The sequence below is a fragment of the Nocardiopsis coralliicola genome (genome assembly GCF_054779695.1).
The window spans coordinates 1-17,152 of the sequence record NZ_BAAGXT010000035.1; the positions used below are offsets into that span (position 1 = coordinate 1).

Consider the following 17,152-nt stretch of genomic DNA (forward strand, 5'->3'; position numbering starts at 1 on the left):
GGCCAAAACAAACATGGCATCATAAAGTATTGAACACGCGCTGTTGAGTTCTCAAGAAACAACCGCTCACCGCATACGAACTCGGATGATCCGAGACTCTTCGGCAAGGGCGGCAATTCCGCAGAAGGCTTTCCGCCCCAGACGGGGCCGTGCCTTTATTTCGAGGGGCTGACCCCTTCGCCTTGGAGCTTACCAAATCTCCCGGCTGAAGGCCAACCCTTCTATCTTACTCACGAACTCCGACCCGTCAAGATCCAGATCGTTTTCCGGGAGTGGTTCCACTCTACCGTGCCGCCGCGAGTGCTCGCGCCGTCCGTCAGAGCGGGGCCGTCCGGCCGCGGATTCCCGCGCCCTTCCGGTGTTCCCAGCTTACAGCCTCCTCCGACTGCTCGTGCCGGAAGTTTCCGAGCCGAGCCGCCGGACGCCCGCGCCCGGTGCCTAGACCAGAGCGCGGCCGGCAATCCGGAGCGCCTCCGCGGTCGCCTCGTCCGCCGGGAAGAACGCCTCGATGGCGATCTCCTCCAGAGTCACGTCGCGCGGAGCGCCGAAGACCGTGGCCGTGTAGAGGAACGCCAGGTCGCCGTGTTCGCTTGCGAGCCGCAAGGGTACGGCCACCTCGTTCGGCGGCAGCCGGGCGTCATCGACCCCTGGCGCCCCCGGGTAGCGGACGAGCTCCGCGTACAGCGCCTGAAGCCGGGGATCCCCGGTCCGCTCGTACTGGCGGGCCACTCGGCCGAGCGTGTGGGCCCGCCACTGCCCGAAGTTCCTGATCCGCGGCGCCAGGCCGGCCGGGTGGAAGGTCAGGCGCAGCACGTTGGCGGGCGGCTCCATGAGGTCCGCCGGCAGTCCGCTGAAGAGCGCCCCGGCCGCGCGGTTGGCCGAGACCAGGTCCCATCCGGCGTCCACCGCCAGCGCCGGGTGCGGATCGAACGCCGCCAGTACCGCTTCCATCGCGTGCAGCGCAGAGCCGAGGTCGGCGACGTCGCGTTCGGGGTGGGCGGGCGCCAGCCCCGCTGCGAGGTGCAGCCGGTTCCGAGCACGCAGCGGGATCTGCAGCTCGCCGGAGAGGCGCTCGATCATCGCGCCGCTCGGCCGCGCCCGCCCGGTCTCCAGGAAGCTCAGATGCCGGGCCGAGATGCCCGCGGCCAGCGCCACGTCCAGCTGCGAGCGCCTGCTCCGCTGCCGCCAGGTGCGCAGAAGCTCCCCGGCGCCGGCCGCGCTGCCCGGGTCTGCGCTGCTTCCCGCCCCGCCCACGCCGCCTCCGGTGCCGTTGGTCGCCATGGCACAACGGTAGGCGCCTGCTGCAGGGCGTCCATTACCCCGCACGTAGTCGTCCTCCTGCGCGTGCCGGCGGAGGGTAGGGACCGCGGCACGGTGCCGCAGCTGGAGAAGGGGGTCCGCCATGAGCGACACCATCGAGCGGTACGTCGGGTTCTGGAACGCCGACGCCGGACAGCGCGCTGACCGGGCAGCGGCGGCGTTCACCGAGGATGCGGAGTACGTCGCGCCGCTCGGCGTCTTCGCGGGCCGCGCAGCGCTCGCGGAGTTCGCGGCGCAGTTCGCCGAACACCAGCCGCGGCCGCGGTTCTCCGCCCGGGAGGAGCCCGAGAGCCACCACGACCGGATTCGGCTGCGCTGGGCCCTGTCGCTGGACGGCGAGGAGTTCGCGACCGGGACCGACGTCCTGGCCGTCTCCGGGGACGGGCGGGTCCGCTCCGCCACGGTGTTCCTCGACAGGGCCCCGGAGGGGTTCGACCCGGACGCCCACGAGTGACGCGGCGGGCGCGGCCGGCACCGTGCCGGCCGCGCCCGCGCGCCTACAGCTTCTCGATCGGGGCGAACTTGACCAGGAAGTCCTTCTCGCCGATGTCGGCGCCGAAGTCGATGCGGGCCTTGGTCTTGTCGCCGGCGCCGTCGACGAGGAGCACGGTGCCCATCCCGAAGGAGTCGTGGTTGACCTTGTCGCCGACGTTCAGCGTGGGTGCGGCCGACGGTGCGCGCCGGGGCGGCTCCCGGCGCGGTCGCGGTCCGGCGAGGCTGGACATCGACGACTCCGCGCGGCGCCAGTCGACCAGGTCCTTGGGCACCTCGTCGAGGAAACGGGATGCGGGGTTGTACGACGGGGTGCCCCACGCACTGCGCACGGCGGCGCGGCTCAGGTAGAGGCGCTGCTGGGCGCGGGTGATGCCGACGTAGGCGAGGCGGCGCTCCTCTTCGAGCTCGTTCTTGTCGCCGAGGGTCCGCATGTGCGGGAAGACGCCGTCCTCCATCCCGGAGAGGAAGACGACCGGGAATTCCAGGCCCTTCGCGGCGTGCAGCGTCATGAGCGTGACGACGCCGTCGCCGTCGACGGGGATCTGGTCGGTGTCGGCCACCAGTGCGATCTGCTCGAGGAAGTCGACCAGTTCGGGCTCCGGAACCTCGGCCGGCCCGCCGTCCGCCTCCTCCGCGTCCTCCGCGCCGGCCGGCTCCTCGTCGGCGTTGAGCGATCCGGTGAACGTGCTCTCGAACTCCCGCGCCACGTCGACGAACTCTTCGAGGTTCTCCACCCGGCTCTCGTCCTGGATGTCGCTGGACTCGGCGAGCTCGGACAGGTAGCCGGTGCGGTGCAGCACCGCCTCGACGATCTCGGACGGCGACGCGGTCTCCACCAGCGAGCGCAGGTCGTCCATCAGCGCGTTGAACTCGCGCATCGCCTTCAGCGAGCGGGTGGCGACGCCCGGTGCCTCGTCGACGCGGGCGAGGGCGCGGGCGAACGACGTGCGCTCGCGGGCGGCGAACAGCTCGACGGCCTCCTCGGCGCGCTCGCCGATGCCGCGCTTGGGCACGTTGATGATGCGGCGCAGGCTGACGGTGTCCTCGGGGTTGGCGAGCACCCGCAGGTAGGCCAGGATGTCGCGGATCTCCTTGCGCTCGTAGAAGCGCACACCGCCGACGATCTTGTACGGCAGCCCGGTGCGGATGAAGACGTCTTCGAAGACGCGGGACTGCGCGTTGGTCCGGTAGAAGACGGCGACGTCGCCGGGGCGCGCGGCGCCCTCGTCGGAGAGCCGGTCAATCTCGCCGACGACGAAGCCGGCCTCGTCGTGCTCGTTGTCGGCGACATAGCCGGTGATCATCGGCCCGATCCCCTGCTCGGACCAGAGGTTCTTGGCGGGCCGGCCGCCGTTCCGCTCGATCAGCGCGTTGGCGGCGTTCAGGATGTTCTGGCTGGAACGGTAGTTCTGCTCCAGCAGGATCGTCCGCGCCTGCGGGTAGTCGCGCTCGAATTCGAGGATGTTGCGGATGCTGGCGCCGCGGAACGCGTAGATCGACTGGTCGGCATCGCCGACCACGCACAGCTCCGGGGGCGGGAACGCGGTCGCGGCGGCACCGCCGGCGGCGCTGTCGCCGCCTTCGCCGTCTCCGCCCCCGGCGAGGGCGCGGATCAGCGCGTACTGGGCGTGGTTGGTGTCCTGGTACTCGTCCACGAGCACGTGCCGGAAGCGGCGCCGGTAGTACTCGGCGACGTCGGGGAAGGCGTGCAGCAGGTTGACGGTGACCATGATCAGGTCGTCGAAGTCCATCGCGCCGGCCTCGTGCAGGCGGCGCTGGTAGAGCGCGTACGCCTCGGCGAGCTTCTTCTCCTGCTCGCTCTGCGCCTGGTCGGCGAAGGTGTCCTGGTCGACCAGCTCGTTCTTGAGGTTCGACACCTGGGCGGAGAACGACTTCGGCGGGAACCGCTTCGGGTCGAGGTCGAGCTCCTTGCAGACGAGCTGCATGAGCCGCTTGGCGTCGGCCGCGTCGTAGATGGTGAAGCTGCTCGGGTAGCCCAGCCGCCCGGCTTCGCGGCGCAGGATACGCACGCACGCGGAGTGGAACGTCATGGCCCACATCGCGTTGGCGACACGGCTGCCGAGCAGCCCTTCGATGCGCTCCTTCATCTCGGCGGCGGCCTTGTTGGTGAAGGTGATCGCGAGGATCTCGCCGGGGCGCACACCGCGTTCGGCCAGCAGGTAGGCGATGCGGTGGGTGAGGACGCGGGTCTTGCCCGATCCGGCGCCGGCCACGATGAGCAGGGGGGAGCCGGAGTGGAGGACGGCCTCCCGCTGCGGCTCGTTCAGACCTTCGAGGAGCGAGGTAGAGGTGGACACCCTCCAAGCCTAGGCGCACTACCGTGGTCGGGTCTCCATGGCGGATCATTCCGGCGCCGGCGGCTGCGCGCCGGTGCCGCGCTGCGGGACGTACCGACCGGGGCGCCGGGTGCGCCGACAACGAGGGGGAATGCATGCGGGTCTTCGTGGACTGCGATCCCGGGATCGACGACGCCCTGGCGCTGGCCTACCTGGCGGCGCGCGAGGACGTGGAGCTGGCGGGGGTCGGCACCGTGTTCGGCAACAACACGGTGGACATCACGACGGACAACGCGCTGCGCCTGCTCGAGCTGTACCTCCCGGGCGGCGCGGCCACCGTTCCGGTGGCGCGGGGCGCGGAGCGCCCGCTGGTGCAGGAGCCGCGGCTGGCGGAGTCGGTGCACGGCAGCAATGGGCTCGGCGACGTGGAGCTGCTCGCTCCGTCCGGTGCGCCCGTCCCGGAGACCGCCGCGGAGCTGCTGGTGCAGGTGGCGCGGCGGTACCCGGGTGAGGTGGACCTGCTTGCGGTGGGGCCGCTGACCAACGTCGCGCTGGCACTGGCGCTGGAGCCCCGGCTGCCGGCGCTGCTGCGCCGGGTCGTGGTGATGGGCGGCGCGGTGGCCGCGCCGGGGAACGTGACGCCGTGGGCGGAGGCGAACACGGCGAACGACCCGGAGGCGGCGGACCGGGTGTTCGCGGCCGGGTTCGATCTGACGCTGGTGTCGCTGGACGTGACCATGCGCGCGGTCGCCACCGAGCCCTGGCTGGACCGGTTGAAGGCGGTGCGCGACGACCGGGCCCAGCGCAGCGCAGCCTTCCTGGACTTCTACTTCCGCTTCTACGCGACCGTGTTCGGCCGCCCGCAGTCGGCCATGCACGACCCGCTCGCGGCGGCGGTGCTGGTCGACCCCGAACTGGTACTGCGGGGCAGTGAGCGGTCGGTCTTCGTGGAGCTGGCCGGGCAGTACACGCGCGGCGCCACTCTGGCGGACCTGCGCCCGTTCGCCTCCACGCTCACCTCGGACCGGAGGGCCGCGACGATCGTCGGAGAGACCGACAACGACGCCTTCCTGGAGCGGATGCTCCGCGCCCTGGGCGGCAGTGCCGCGCCGGCTCCGGCGCACCCGGCCCCGTCGGATCCGGCGGTGCGCGACCCGGCGCAGTAGGGCGCGGACGGGCTGCGGCAGTCCTCGGAGCCGGGGCGGCCACCGGGTGTGCGGGCTCGGACAGGCTCGGGAGCGCCCGCTCCGGAGGCGCCGCCATCGGCTCGGGCTGCTCCACCGGGTCCGGCAGCGCACGGCCCGGCGGCGGAACACGGGCGCGCCTCGGCGCCCCGGGGTGCAGCCGGTCCCATCCAGGGTTGGCGGAGCCAGGCGCCGGGCTCTGCCCGTCCGGCGTCCCACCGGCTTTGCGTGCGGGGGCCCGCTGTGCGCAGGCCGCCCGCGGCGCCGGAGTGCGGTTCACCGGAGCAGCGCATCCCCCGGTGAGCTGCGGCGGAGCGTCAGTCGAGGCAGAACTCGTTGCCCTCCGGGTCGGCCATGATGATGTGGCCGGCGCCCAGCGGGGGTGCGGGTTCGTGGCGCTCGATCCGGGTGGCGCCGGCGGCGGTGAGACGCTCGGCCTCCTTTTCGAGGGCGGCCATGCGGGTCTCGCCCTCCAGCCCGGGGGCGGCCCGCACGTCCAGGTGGACGCGGTTCTTCACCTGCTTCCCCTCCGCGACGCGCTGGAAGAACAGCCGCGGGCCGGCGCCGTCGGGGTCGTTCACCGCCGAGGCCATGTTCCGGTCCTCGGGCGCGATGCCGAACGCGTCGAGGGCCTCGTCCCAGGTAGCGAAGCCGGCGGGCGGGTCCTGGACGCGGTAGCCGAGCGCCTCGGCCCAGAACGCCGCGAGCGCGGCGGGGTCGGCGCAGTCGAACGTGAACTGGATTTCGCGGGCCATCGTCTCCCTCTCTGCGCGCCGGATTCAGCGCTCGCCGGAACCCTCCCACCGGGGGGCGACGTTTCCGGGGATGCGGCGCTTCTGCGCGGTGCGCGGCGCCGGCGCTATTCCGAAGGGGGCGGCCCGGCTTTCGCCTTCGGTGGGATCGCGATGCGAATCGGCGAGGGCGTTTCTGGTGGAGGGCGTCTGCCGCGAGCGGTGCCGGCGGTGCACCCGTCGCACGGCCGACGAGGGAGTCAGGGCGGGTTTTCCCTGTCGAGAAGCGGAGAACGCCGGGATGAGGCGCGCCAGGGCGAGAAGCAGCAGGGCAGTGGACCACCCGCCACGCCCTCGATGAGCGGGAGCGACGCCGCGTTCCCGAATGCAGCGGGCGGCGGCGACAGTGCGCGCTGTTCTGCCCTTCGCGGCACCGGTGGCGGTCTGCACTTCATCGGCGCCGCCGCCCTGGCGGCCACCTGGACGTGCCGGCGGGGATCCGCACGGGGACGGCGAAGCTGCGGCGATGGGCCACGCCGCGGTCGCGCTTGGGGGCGTTCTGCTCTGCGCTCTCGTCCCGCTCGGCCACGCGGAGATGTGCCGGCGCGCCGCTGTTCCCGTATCCGGCGCGCCAACCGGCGGATGCGCCCCGGACGGACTCGGGTTCGCGCGGTCGGCACACGCCGCGTGCACGTCGCCCGGTGCCTCCGCGGTGACGCCTGCGGCGCAGACCGACAGGCGGGCGTTCCCCGCACTTCCGCGGGGGGCTCCTGGTAGCGGCGCTGTCCCCGGCGGTGCATCCGGACCTGCTGCTCCCGCGCGCACGGCGGGGCTGATGGAGCGCTGCGCCGGTGGCGCGGCCCTGTGCGCCTCAGACCAGCTTCCGGGCGGTGGCCCAGCGGCTGAGTTCGTGGCGGTTGGAGAGCTGGAGCTTGCGCAGGACCGAGGAGACGTGGGTCTCGACCGTCTTGACGGAGATGAACAGCCCCTTGGCGACTTCCTTGTAGGCGTAGCCGCGGGCGATGAGCCGGAGGACCTCGCGCTCGCGCTGGGTCAGCCGGTCCAGTTCGGGGTCGACCGGCGGGGCGTCGGTCGCGGCGAACGCGTCCAGCACGAACCCGGCCAGGCGCGGCGAGAACACCGCGTCCCCGTCGGCGACCCGCACGATCGCGTTGGCCAGCTCGGTGCCGGAGATGGTCTTGGTGACGTAGCCGCGGGCGCCGCCGCGCACGACGCCGATGACGTCCTCCGCGGCGTCGGACACCGACAGCGCCAGGAAGCGGATGTCGGGGTGGCGCGCCAGGACGCGGCGCAGCACCTCGACGCCGCCCCCGCCGGGCAGATGCACGTCGAGCAGGACCAGGTCGGGCTGGAGTTCGCCGACCACCCGGACCGCGGAGTCGACGTCGTGCGCCTCGCCGATCACGTCGACGGAGTCGCCGAGCTCCTGGCGCACACCGCTGCGGAACAGCCGGTGGTCATCGACGATCACCACGCGCGGCAGGCCGCTGCGGCCCTCGCCGCCGGCGTCCGCCGCGTCCTCGTGTCCATCGCTTCCGTGCGTCACGCCGTCTCCCCGAATCCGCCGAAGCCTCAGGGCGACTCTACCCACCCCTAGGAGTCGGGCTGGGGCGCACGCGGCATCGCCAGTTGCACTTCGGTGCCTTCGCCGGGGGCGGTGCGGATGCGGACGGTCCCTCCGTGCCGCTCCATCCGGCCGATAATCGAGCCGCGCACGCCCATCCGGTCTTCGGGAACGGCCTCCAGATCGAAACCCTCGCCGCGGTCGCGCACGAAGACCAGGACCTGTTCCGGCTCGACCTCGCCGAACACCGAGATGGTGGCGGGGCCGGCGTACTTGGAGGCGTTGACCATGGCCTCCCGCGCCGCGCGCAGCTCCGCGTGCACACCGTCGTCCATCGGGCCGTCGCCGACGCACACCACGTCGATGGGCACGCCGTGCGCCTCCTCGACCTCGGCGGCCACCCGTTCCAGGGCCGCCTTCACCGTGGTCTCGGCGTCGGCCGGGCGCTGGTAGAGCCAGCTGCGCAGGGCCCGCTCCTGGACGCGCGCGAGGCGCTGCACCTCGCGCGGGTCCTCGGCGCGGCGCTGGATCAGGGTGAGGGTGTGCAGCACTGAGTCGTGGATGTGCGCGGCGAGTTCGGCGCGCTCCTGGTTGCGGATCCGCTCGCGCCGCTCCCGGTCGCGCTCGCGCACCAGGCCGACGATCCACGGGGCGCCGATAAGGCCGATTCCGGCCAGCATCGCCAGGGCGAACGTGAGTCCCCCGCGCGCCTCGTGCAACTGCTGCTGGAAGCCGAGGAAGCCGACGACGCCGATGATGATCAGCAGCACTCCGGCGCCGGCGCGCAGCCACGCCTTCCGGCCCCGTACTGCGGTCGCCGACACCCATTCGTCGCGCTGGGCGGGGTTGGCCTGCTGCCAGAGGATGGCGGCGCCGATGGCGCCGAATACGAGGAACCAGAGCAGCGGGTCGAACAGGCCGCCGAAGATCAGGAAGAGCACGCCGAACCCGCAGGCCAGCGCGGTGTAGGCGAGGATCTGGGTGAGGTCGCGGCCGTTGCGCCGGTCACCGTCGGGGCCGTCGGCGGCGGCGCCCGCGGAATGCGCCGCGGAGCCGTCCGGGCCGGCCTCGGCGCCCGCCGCCCTCCGCGCGGTGCCGGGCAGCGGGCCCGGGCCGCTGCCGTCCGTGTCGTCGACCGGGACGAAGAAGAGCAGCCCCACGTAGACGGCGATGCCGACGCCGCCCAGGCTCAGCGCCAGCAGCGCCAGGCGCGCCACCACGGGGTCGATCCCGAGGTGGCGGGCGATGCCGCCGCCGACTCCGCCGAGGAGCCGGCCCTCGCGCACGCGGTGGAGGCGCGGGGCGTCCTCGGCCGCTGCCGTATCGGCCATCGTGTCGTGCTCTCCGTCCGGTCCGCCGCGGTGGTATCGGTGGTGCGGGTTCCAGCATGCCGGGTCCGGGCGGATCGGGCATCAGGGGCGCGCCCCGGGGCGACCCGTACGCCGCGCGGGGCGGGTCAGGGTGGGCTCAGGGACGTCCCCGATGGGCGCCGGGCCTGGTGGCGGGCCACGATGGAAGCGTGCCGCACCCGCGGCGCACGCAGCCGGTCCCGGTCATCCGACGGGCCGGCCGAAGCGGACGGAAGGAGCCCGACGGTGCCAGCGCCCGCGATCGCCGTACCGGTGGCAGCCGCCCGTGCGGGGCGTGCAGCGCACCGGCCGGTCGGGGCAGGCGGGCGCAGCGGGCTGCCCGGGCCGCCCGCTTGGACGGCCCTCGCGGCGCGCCGCGAGCGGTGCGGGCGGTCCGTGTTCCGCTCCGTCGGTCCTACGCTCGGCGGAGGCGCTCCCGCACGCGGGGGGCGGCGCAGCCGGCCGACGGAGGCAGTGAGGACCGCCCGTGGATGACGAGCAGCAGCCGACGCTGGTCCGCGACTCCGAACGGGGTGTGCTGACCGGAGTCTGCACCGGACTGGGCCGCTCCACCGGCACCGATCCGGTGCTGTGGCGCGTGGCGTTCGCGCTGACCGGGCTGGCCGGCGGCGCGGGGGTGCTGCTCTACGTGGGCGCGTGGCTGACCATGCGCGACACCACCGGCGGCCCGGCGATGTTCGAGCAGCTGCTCAACCGGACTATCCCGCCGCGGGCGGTGCTGCCGCTGCTGGCAGCGGCCACGGCGCTCCTCACGGCGCTGAGCCTGGTGGGCGGCTTCAGCTGGGGGACGCTCGTCATGGCCACGCCGCTGATCGTGGGCGTGCTGTCGGCGCGCAACCGCGGCGTGGACCTGCAGGCGGCGTTCCGGGAGCTGCCGTCGCTGCTGCGGACGCACAGCCCGCCGCCTGCTGCGCCGACGCCCGAGCCGGCGCCGTCCTATTACAACCCGGCGCAGCCCTGGGCGCAGGCACCGAGCGGACCGGTGGACCTGGCGGTGGTGAGCGGCTCCCGTTCCTCCCCCGCCGCCGAGGCGGCGGAGGAGGACTCCGCGGCGGAGCAGGACGAGGAGCAGGGCGGCGGCGGGACCGGCACCGGCTGCGCCCGCCGTCGGCCGATGGCCTACCTCCCGCCGCGGGCGTGGAAGTCTCCGGAGTCCCTGAAGCCGAAGAGGGCGCGGCCGAACCGGGGCATGCGGCTGCTGTCGCCGGTCGTGTGGCTCTCGGTCGCCGCGGCCGGGGTCGCGCTGCTGGCGGCGGGCGAAGTATCGGCGGCGGCGCTGGTCGGCCCGGCGCAGGGGCAGGTGTACCTGGGGGGCGTGACCGTGATCATCGGACTGGCGCTGGCGCTGGGGACGTGGTTCGGCGACCCGCGCGGCCTTGTCGTGTTCGGGCTGGTCGCCGTACTGGCGGCCAGCATCGCGGCCACCACCGACCTGCCGTCGGCACGGTTCGGCGACCGGGTGTGGCGGCCAGCGGACGCCGCCGAGGCCGCCCGGGAGCACCGGGTCGCCATCGGATCGGCGACGCTCGACCTGACGGAGCTGGACCTGCACGCCGGCGAGACGGTGCCGGTGGCGGCCGGGGTGAGCGTCGGGACGATCGAGGTGATCGTGCCGCGCAGTGCCCACGTCGAGCTGAGCGGCCGCACGGGGTTCGGCGCGATCACCGCCGACGGGTGGGAGCGGTCCGGCCCCAACCTGAGCGTCCGAGAGGAGTTCGCGCCGGTACCGGCCGGCAGCGCGGACGGCGACCGGGTTCCGCCCGTCCTGCGGATCGAGCTCTCGACCGGCGTCGGCGACATGGAGGTGCAGCGTGAAGCGGCATAGTGCGGACTGGGCGTCGCTCGTTGCAGGGCTCCTGTTCATCCTGATCGGAGCGGCCTTCGTGCTGCGCGGCACCGGAGGCTGGGACGTCGGGCTGCTCTGGCTGGTCCCGGTGCTCGCCATCGGCCTGGGCCTGATCGGCGTCGCGCGCGCCCTGATGCGCTCCCGCGACCGCGGCACCAACAGCATCGAGGGCTGACACGGCGCGCTCGCTGTGCCCGCCGGCGGGCGCTGCCCCGGCCGGCGGTGTTGGAGGTGCACGCGCCGGCGACGAGGTGCGGCCGCCGCACACCCTTCCCGGCAGAGCTGCACTGCAGGCCCGGCCCCCGAGTGGGGTTAGCAGCCACTCCGCGGTGGCGCCTCCCGACACGTGCGTCCACTCCCCTGCTGTGCGTCGCCGCCCCGGTACGCCCAGCAACGGACGGGTGATCCCGAATTCCCGGGATATCCGCAGGTCGAAGAGGGACTGTCCGATCCTGTTCCGCGGATGGCGGCGGGGAGCACCGCGGGCTCGTTAGGATCTCTGCGGCACTCCCCAACACCCCGTGAAGAAAGAAGATCCGCATGGCTTCGGGCAGCGACTCGACCGGGGCGCCCGTCCCCTCCGCCCTACGCCCGCTGCTGGCATCGGATCCGCGGCAGATCGGCCCGTTCCGGATCGCGGGCCGGATCGGGCAGGGCGGCATGGGCACCGTCTTCGGCGCGCTGGACGGGTCGGGGGCCTGCATCGCGGTCAAGGCGGTCGCCCCCCAGTTCGCCGACGACCCCGACTTCCGCACCGCGTTCGCCCGCGAGATCGAAGCCGTGCGGCGGGTCGGCGGAGTCTGCACGCCTGCGGTGATCGGCGCCGCGGCCGATGCGCCGGTGCCGTGGCTGGCCACCTCCTACGTACCCGGCCCCACCCTCGAAGCGCACATCCGCGGCGGCGGGACGTTCAGCGGCGACCAGCTCACCGCGTTCGCGGCCGGCCTGGCCGAGGCTCTGACCGCGGTGCACGCCGCCGGTGTGGTGCACTGCGACATCAAGCCGGGCAACGTGATCCTCGCCCCGGACGGACCGAAGCTCGTCGACTTCGGGGTGGCCGAGCCCGCGGCCGCTGCCGCGCGGCCGGGCGCACCCCTGTTCGGGTCCCCGGGCTGGCTCGCGCCGGAGCGCTACGACGGCGCCGCGCCGGCCCCCTCCTCCGACGTCTTCTCGTGGGCCGCGGTCGTCGCCTTCGCGGCGACCGGGCGGGCCCCGTTCGGCACCGGCGACACCGGGGAGCGCACCCGCCGTTCGCGTGAAGAGGAGGCCGACCTCGACGGCGCGCCGGCCGGGCTGGTGCCGATGCTGCGCGCCGCACTCGCGAAGGACCCGGCCGCCCGCCCGGACGCCGAGTCGATCTACCGCGGGCTCGTCGACTTCACGCTGGACGAGGACATCAGCGCGATCCCGACCCCCGACCTGCAGAGCCGGCTGCAGAGCCTGCTGTCGCGCACCTGGACCGGGTTCGGCTCCACCGGGCACGACCCGGGTGCGTGGGCGGACGCCCTGGAGCCGGCCCCGCCGGGCGACGGTGCGGCATCGGGCCCCGCGGATGCCGCCGGTGCCCCGCCCGACCCCGGAGGCGCGCTCGGCGACGCGGCCGCCGACATCGCGGCCGAGACGGCGGCGGCGGGTGTTGCGGCGGCGGGCACGGCGGGCGGTTCCGCCGGGGCGGGCGCCGCGGCCACCGCGTCGACCGGCGGAGTCGGCGGCGCCGCGTCGCTCGGCACCATCGGCGCGGGAAAACTGACCGCGGTGGTGTCGGCGGCCGTGATCGGCACCGCGGGCGTGGGCCTGGGCGGCATGTACGCCGCCGGCGGGCTGGCCGACGACGGGCCCGGCGGCCAGCCGGAAGCATCGGCCTCGCCGTCGGGGCCGCCCTCCCCGAAGGAGGCAGTGGCGGCGGCGATCGACCGGATCGAGACGACCGACTCCTATCTGGCGCGGGAGGACCAGGGCGACGACCCGGAGTGGGAGCTTGCGTCGCCGACGGACGAGTGGGTGTTCCGGGCCGATCCGGACTTCTACCAGTGGCACCGGATCGGGGGCGGCGACTCCGTCGACCAGATCGTCGATGCCGCGGGCGAGCGGGAGTTCATCCTCACGCGCCCCTACGGCACCGACTTCCAGGAGGACCCGAACTCCCAGCGCACCCCGGAGAACATGCGGAACCAGGTCGTCGCCCCGTTCGAGGAGATCGCGGAGACCATGGAGGTCACCGGCGACGCACCCACCGAGGTGGATGGCGCGGAGGCGCGCCGGATCGAAGGCAGCTATACCGGCACGCTGGCCCATGGCTTCAATCGCTCTGACCCGATGCCGATGACGTTCTCCCTGTGGGTCGCCGACGACGGCACCCCGCTGCGCCTCGACTTCACCCCGGAGGATGCGGAGGGTGCGAGCCAGAGCCCTCAGCCCGACGCGCCGCTCCAGGGCGAGGACTTCGACCCGACGACGACATGGACCTACACGGGTTTCGACGGCGAGCTCGACCGGTGGAACTGCGGAACCGTCGAGTACGGCGACGGCTCGCCGGTGCTGCTCACCACGTCGCCGGAGGTCGACTGCGCGACGGCGCGCTCCGAGATGGAGTTCTACATCGACCAGCCTCCGGAAGAACTGGACGGCAACGCCCTGTCCGGGGGCGACAATTGGCAGTGCGGCTCGGCACGCCCCAACGCCATGGGCGAGACCTATGGCCCCGCGCCGGTCAGCTGCTTCAACCCCGCAGAGCCCACCGAGGGCGCCGCTCTGCTGCCCTCCGCGTGAAGTCCGGCGGAAACCGGAGCGGCACGCTGGCGCGCAGCGCGCGGGTTGGCCCGCACCAGTACGGGCTCCTCCCGGAGCAGCCGCCGGCTCCGCCCGGGCTGCCGATCCAACGCCCTGGTGCACCGGCCGGAGCGGCCCGCAGCAACGGCTGAGGGCGGCCGCGGTGTTCCGCGGCCGCCCTCAGTGCGCTGCTACTCCCACTCGATGGTGCCCGGGGGCTTGCTCGTGACGTCGAGGGTGACGCGGTTGATCTCGCGGACCTCGTTGGTGATGCGGTTGGAGATGCGGGCCAGGACGTCGTAGGGCAGCCGGGACCAGTCGGCGGTCATGGCGTCCTCGCTGGAGACGGGTCGGAGCACGACCGGGTGGCCGTAGGTGCGGCCGTCGCCCTGCACGCCGACCGAGCGGACGTCGGCCAGCAGCACCACCGGGCACTGCCAGATGTCGCGGTCCAGTCCGGCGCGGGACAGCTCCTCGCGGGCGATCGCGTCGGCCTCGCGGAGGAGGTCCAGGCGGTCCCGGGTGACCTCGCCGATGATGCGGATGCCCAGGCCGGGGCCGGGGAACGGCTGGCGCCACACCATCTCGGCGGGCAGGCCCAGCTCCTCGCCGACCCGGCGCACCTCGTCCTTGAACAGCTCGCGCAGCGGCTCGACCAGGCTGAACTTCAGGTCGTCCGGCAGTCCGCCGACGTTGTGGTGCGACTTGATGTTGGCGGTGCCGGTGCCGCCGCCCGACTCGACGACGTCCGGGTAGAGGGTGCCCTGGACGAGGAACTCGACGTCCTCGCCGCTGCCCGACTCGGCGACGACCTCGCGGGCGGCCGCCTCGAAGGAGCGGATGAACTCGCGGCCGATGATCTTCCGCTTCTCCTCGGGGTCGGAGACCCCGGCGAGCGCGCCGAGGAACTGGTCCTGGGCGTCGACCACCTTGAGCTTCGCGCCGGTGGCGGCGACGAAGTCCTTCTCCACCTGCTCGGCCTCGCCCTTGCGGAGCAGGCCGTGGTCAACGAAGACGCAGGTCAGCTGCTCACCGATGGCGCGCTGCACGAGCGCGCCGGCGACCGCGGAGTCCACACCGCCGCTCAGCGCGCAGATCGCGCTCTTCGCACCGACCTCGGCGCGGATGCGCTCCACCTGCTCGTCGACGATGTTGACCATGGTCCAGGTGGGCCGGCAGCCGGCTCCCTCGTACAGGAAGCGGCGCAGCACGTCCTGGCCGTGCTCGGTGTGCAGCACCTCGGGGTGGAATTGGACGCCGAACAGGCCGCGGCCGGTGTCCTCGATGGCGGCGACGGGCGCGCCCTCGGTGGAGCCGATCGTGCGGAATCCCGCGGGCGCCTCGGTGACGGAGTCGCCGTGCGACATCCACACCGACTGGGCGCCGGGCAGTCCGGCGAACAGGACCGAGTCGGTGCCGATGCTGGCGTCAGTGCGGCCGAACTCGCTCAGTCCGGTCTTGGCGACGGTGCCGCCCAGCGCCGAGACCATCGCCTGGAAGCCGTAGCAGATGCCGAACGTGGGCACCCCGGTCTCGAACAGGCCCGCGGGCGCCTGCGGTGCGCCGTCGGCGTACACCGACGAGGGCCCCCCGGACAGGATGATGGCCTTGGGCTTCTTGGCGAGCATCTCCTCGACGGGCATCGTCGAGGGCACGATCTCGCTGAAGACGTGCAATTCGCGGACCCGCCGCGCGATCAGCTGCGCGTACTGCGCGCCGAAGTCGACGACGAGAACGGTGTCGAACGTGCTGTCGCCAGCACCGTCAAGGGACACGGATCGGCCTTCCCGCAGGTTAGAGGTGAGACTTCACAAGTCTAGGGCTGTCAGGAAGGTGGTGGGCCCTCTCGCCGTGAGGCGGGCTGGGCCCGCGGTGCGGCGGCGGGGCGGCGGAACGGCGCTGCGGAGCCCCGGGAGGGGACGGCCCGGGGCGGCCCGTCAGCGGATTCAGCGGATGCGGAAGCGCTTCATGAGGCGGGCGCCGGTGGCCATGAGCTTGGCGGTCGTGGCGTAGTCCATACCGGGCGGGCCGCCGAAGCCGATGAAGTGCTGGCTGGCAACGGTCTGCGGCTCGGTGAACCGGGTCAGGCCCTCGGTGCCGTGCCGGCGGCCCAGGCCCGACTTCTTCATGCCGCCCATCGGGCCGCCGTAGCTGGCCCAGGCGGCGGCGAAGCCCTCGTTGATGTTCACGGTGCCGGCGCGGATCTGCTCGGCGATGCGGCGGCCGCGCGCGGTATCGCGGGTCCACACGCTGGCGTTGAGGCCGTAGTCGGTGTCGTTGGCGTGCCGGACGGCCTCTTCGTCGGTCGAGTACCGGTAGAGCGAGACGACGGGGCCGAACGTCTCGCCTTCGCAGGCGCTCATCACCGGCTGCACGCCGGTCATCAGGGTGGGCTCGTAGAAGAGCGGGCCGAGGTCGGGGCGGGGCCGGCCGCCGGTGAGGATCTCGGCGCCCTTGTCGCGGGCGTCCTCGACGTGCTGCGACACCAGGTCGAACTGGCGCTGCAGGGTGAGCGAACCCATCTCGGGGGTGTAGTCCAGCGCCGTGCCGAGCTTCATGGCGGCGACGGCCTCGGTGAACGCGGGCACGAACCGGTCCCAGATGCCCTCGTGCACGTAGATCCGCTCGGCGGAGATGCAGAGCTGGCCGGCGTTGCTGAAGCAGGCGCGGATGGCGCCCTCGACGGTGCGCTCGACGTCGGCGTCGTCGCACACGACCATCGGGTTCTTGCCGCCGAGTTCGGCGGAGCAGCCGACCAGCCGGGCCGCGGCGCGCTGGGCGATGCCGGCTCCGGCGGCGGTGGAGCCGGTGAACGCGACGTAGTCGGCGTGGTCGACGAGGGCGTCGCCGATGTCGGCGGGCGTGCCGAGCACCGGGATCCACAGGTCTTCGGGCAGCCCGGCCTCGATCGCGAGGTCGATCGCCCACAGCGCGGTGAGCGCGGTCTGGGTGTCGGGCTTGGCGACGACGGCGTTGCCGGCGAGCAGGGCGGGCACGGCGTCGCTGACCGGCAGCGCCAGCGGGTAGTTCCAGGGCGTGATGACGCTGACCGCGCCCTTGGGCTGGTGGTTGGTGTAGGCGCGGGTGGCGCCGGGGATGGCGCCCGGCACGCGGCGCCGGCCGAGCAGCTTGGGGGCCAGGCGCGCGTAGTGGAGCGGGCCGGCCGCGGCGTCGTAGACCTCTTCGAAGGCGTGCCGGCGGGCCTTGCCCGTCTCCAGCTGGATGATGTCGAGGATCTCGGCCTGGCGGTCCAGGACGAGGTCGTGGAAGCGGAGGAACACGGCGGCGCGGTCGGCCGGCGAGCGCTTGGCCCAGGACTGCTGGGCGGCGCGGGCCCGGTCGAACGCGGCGGCGACGTCGGCGGCGGTCGATTGGGGGAGTTCAGCGAGGACGTCGCCGGTGAACGGCGCGGTGGTCTCGGCGGTCTTCTTGGAGTCGGACGCGACACGGCCGGTGAGCCGGGCGACGGTCGCCGCGTCGGGGACGCGGTCCCGCAGCGGGGAGGTGTCTGTGGCGTTTCCCATACCGACCGACCCTAGTTCAGCGGCGATGGCG

At 73.4% G+C, this 17,152-nt stretch carries 12 protein-coding genes; 5 read left to right on the forward strand and 7 right to left on the reverse strand.

Features of this window, described 5'->3' with window-relative positions; translation table 11 throughout:
• Nucleotides 1-438: 438 nt before the first annotated feature.
• Nucleotides 439-1,281: a helix-turn-helix domain-containing protein gene (locus tag ACYVGT_RS20610; RefSeq protein WP_460860962.1), complete on the reverse strand. Its 843-nt coding sequence runs from the start codon at nucleotides 1,279-1,281 to the stop codon at nucleotides 439-441.
• A 121-nt stretch (nucleotides 1,282-1,402) separates the two neighbouring features.
• Here ACYVGT_RS20610 and ACYVGT_RS20615 point away from each other — a divergent pair, with 121 nt between their 5' ends.
• The gene (locus tag ACYVGT_RS20615; protein WP_460860964.1) at nucleotides 1,403-1,774 is read left to right on the forward strand and encodes a nuclear transport factor 2 family protein; all 372 of its coding nucleotides are present in this window, start codon (nucleotides 1,403-1,405) and stop codon (nucleotides 1,772-1,774) included.
• A 43-nt stretch (nucleotides 1,775-1,817) separates the two neighbouring features.
• Here the strand turns inward: ACYVGT_RS20615 and pcrA are convergent, their stop codons facing one another.
• A complete protein-coding gene (pcrA, locus tag ACYVGT_RS20620; protein ID WP_460860966.1) occupies nucleotides 1,818-4,133 on the reverse strand; it encodes a DNA helicase PcrA in 2,316 nt (771 codons plus the stop codon).
• A gap of 134 nt (nucleotides 4,134-4,267) precedes the next feature.
• Here pcrA and ACYVGT_RS20625 point away from each other — a divergent pair, with 134 nt between their 5' ends.
• Nucleotides 4,268-5,278 carry a nucleoside hydrolase gene (locus ACYVGT_RS20625; protein ID WP_460860968.1) on the forward strand — a complete coding sequence of 337 codons (1,011 nt, stop codon included), beginning with the start codon at nucleotides 4,268-4,270 and terminating at the stop codon, nucleotides 5,276-5,278.
• Between the two features lie 335 nt (nucleotides 5,279-5,613).
• Here ACYVGT_RS20625 and ACYVGT_RS20630 read toward each other — a convergent pair whose 3' ends face one another.
• The 3 genes from ACYVGT_RS20630 to ACYVGT_RS20640 all read right to left on the reverse strand — a co-directional run bounded on the left by ACYVGT_RS20630 (nucleotide 5,614) and on the right by ACYVGT_RS20640 (nucleotide 8,943).
• Nucleotides 5,614-6,051, reverse strand: a complete 438-nt coding sequence (locus tag ACYVGT_RS20630) for a VOC family protein (RefSeq protein ID WP_460860970.1) — start codon at nucleotides 6,049-6,051, stop codon at nucleotides 5,614-5,616.
• A gap of 847 nt (nucleotides 6,052-6,898) precedes the next feature.
• Nucleotides 6,899-7,531 (reverse strand): response regulator, encoded by a 633-nt coding sequence (locus ACYVGT_RS20635; protein WP_460861055.1) that lies wholly within the window; start codon nucleotides 7,529-7,531, stop codon nucleotides 6,899-6,901.
• A 110-nt stretch (nucleotides 7,532-7,641) separates the two neighbouring features.
• Nucleotides 7,642-8,943, reverse strand: coding sequence for a sensor histidine kinase (locus ACYVGT_RS20640; RefSeq protein ID WP_460860972.1), 1,302 nt, complete (start codon nucleotides 8,941-8,943; stop codon nucleotides 7,642-7,644).
• Between the two features lie 505 nt (nucleotides 8,944-9,448).
• Between ACYVGT_RS20640 and ACYVGT_RS20645 the strand changes: the two genes are divergently transcribed.
• The 3 genes from ACYVGT_RS20645 to ACYVGT_RS20655 all read left to right on the forward strand — a co-directional run bounded on the left by ACYVGT_RS20645 (nucleotide 9,449) and on the right by ACYVGT_RS20655 (nucleotide 13,597).
• A complete protein-coding gene (locus ACYVGT_RS20645; RefSeq protein WP_460860974.1) occupies nucleotides 9,449-10,807 on the forward strand; it encodes a PspC domain-containing protein in 1,359 nt (452 codons plus the stop codon).
• Nucleotides 10,794-11,003: a hypothetical protein gene (locus ACYVGT_RS20650; protein ID WP_460860976.1), complete on the forward strand. Its 210-nt coding sequence runs from the start codon at nucleotides 10,794-10,796 to the stop codon at nucleotides 11,001-11,003. Before ACYVGT_RS20645 ends, ACYVGT_RS20650 begins: the two co-directional genes overlap by 14 nt.
• 365 nt (nucleotides 11,004-11,368) lie before the next feature.
• Nucleotides 11,369-13,597 carry a serine/threonine protein kinase gene (locus tag ACYVGT_RS20655; protein WP_460860979.1) on the forward strand — a complete coding sequence of 743 codons (2,229 nt, stop codon included), beginning with the start codon at nucleotides 11,369-11,371 and terminating at the stop codon, nucleotides 13,595-13,597.
• A gap of 191 nt (nucleotides 13,598-13,788) precedes the next feature.
• On the opposite strand, the gene guaA is transcribed toward ACYVGT_RS20655, so the two are convergent.
• Both guaA and ACYVGT_RS20665 read right to left on the reverse strand, forming a co-directional pair.
• Nucleotides 13,789-15,372 carry a glutamine-hydrolyzing GMP synthase gene (gene guaA, locus ACYVGT_RS20660; protein ID WP_460860981.1) on the reverse strand — a complete coding sequence of 528 codons (1,584 nt, stop codon included), beginning with the start codon at nucleotides 15,370-15,372 and terminating at the stop codon, nucleotides 13,789-13,791.
• Between the two features lie 171 nt (nucleotides 15,373-15,543).
• A complete protein-coding gene (locus tag ACYVGT_RS20665) occupies nucleotides 15,544-17,121 on the reverse strand; it encodes a succinic semialdehyde dehydrogenase (protein ID WP_460860984.1) in 1,578 nt (525 codons plus the stop codon).
• Nucleotides 17,122-17,152: the final 31 nt, after the last annotated feature.

Bases quoted from the DNA above. Each gene is read 5' to 3' on its own strand.
- ACYVGT_RS20610 (WP_460860962.1), bottom strand. From the start codon at position 1,281: ATGGCGACCAACGGCACCGGAGGCGGCGTGGGCGGGGCGGGAAGCAGC.
- ACYVGT_RS20615 (WP_460860964.1), top strand. From the start codon at position 1,403: ATGAGCGACACCATCGAGCGGTACGTCGGGTTCTGGAACGCCGACGCC.
- ACYVGT_RS20625 (WP_460860968.1), top strand. From the start codon at position 4,268: ATGCGGGTCTTCGTGGACTGCGATCCCGGGATCGACGACGCCCTGGCG.
- ACYVGT_RS20630 (WP_460860970.1), bottom strand. From the start codon at position 6,051: ATGGCCCGCGAAATCCAGTTCACGTTCGACTGCGCCGACCCCGCCGCG.
- ACYVGT_RS20640 (WP_460860972.1), bottom strand. From the start codon at position 8,943: ATGGCCGATACGGCAGCGGCCGAGGACGCCCCGCGCCTCCACCGCGTG.
- ACYVGT_RS20655 (WP_460860979.1), top strand. From the start codon at position 11,369: ATGGCTTCGGGCAGCGACTCGACCGGGGCGCCCGTCCCCTCCGCCCTA.
- ACYVGT_RS20665 (WP_460860984.1), bottom strand. From the start codon at position 17,121: ATGGGAAACGCCACAGACACCTCCCCGCTGCGGGACCGCGTCCCCGAC.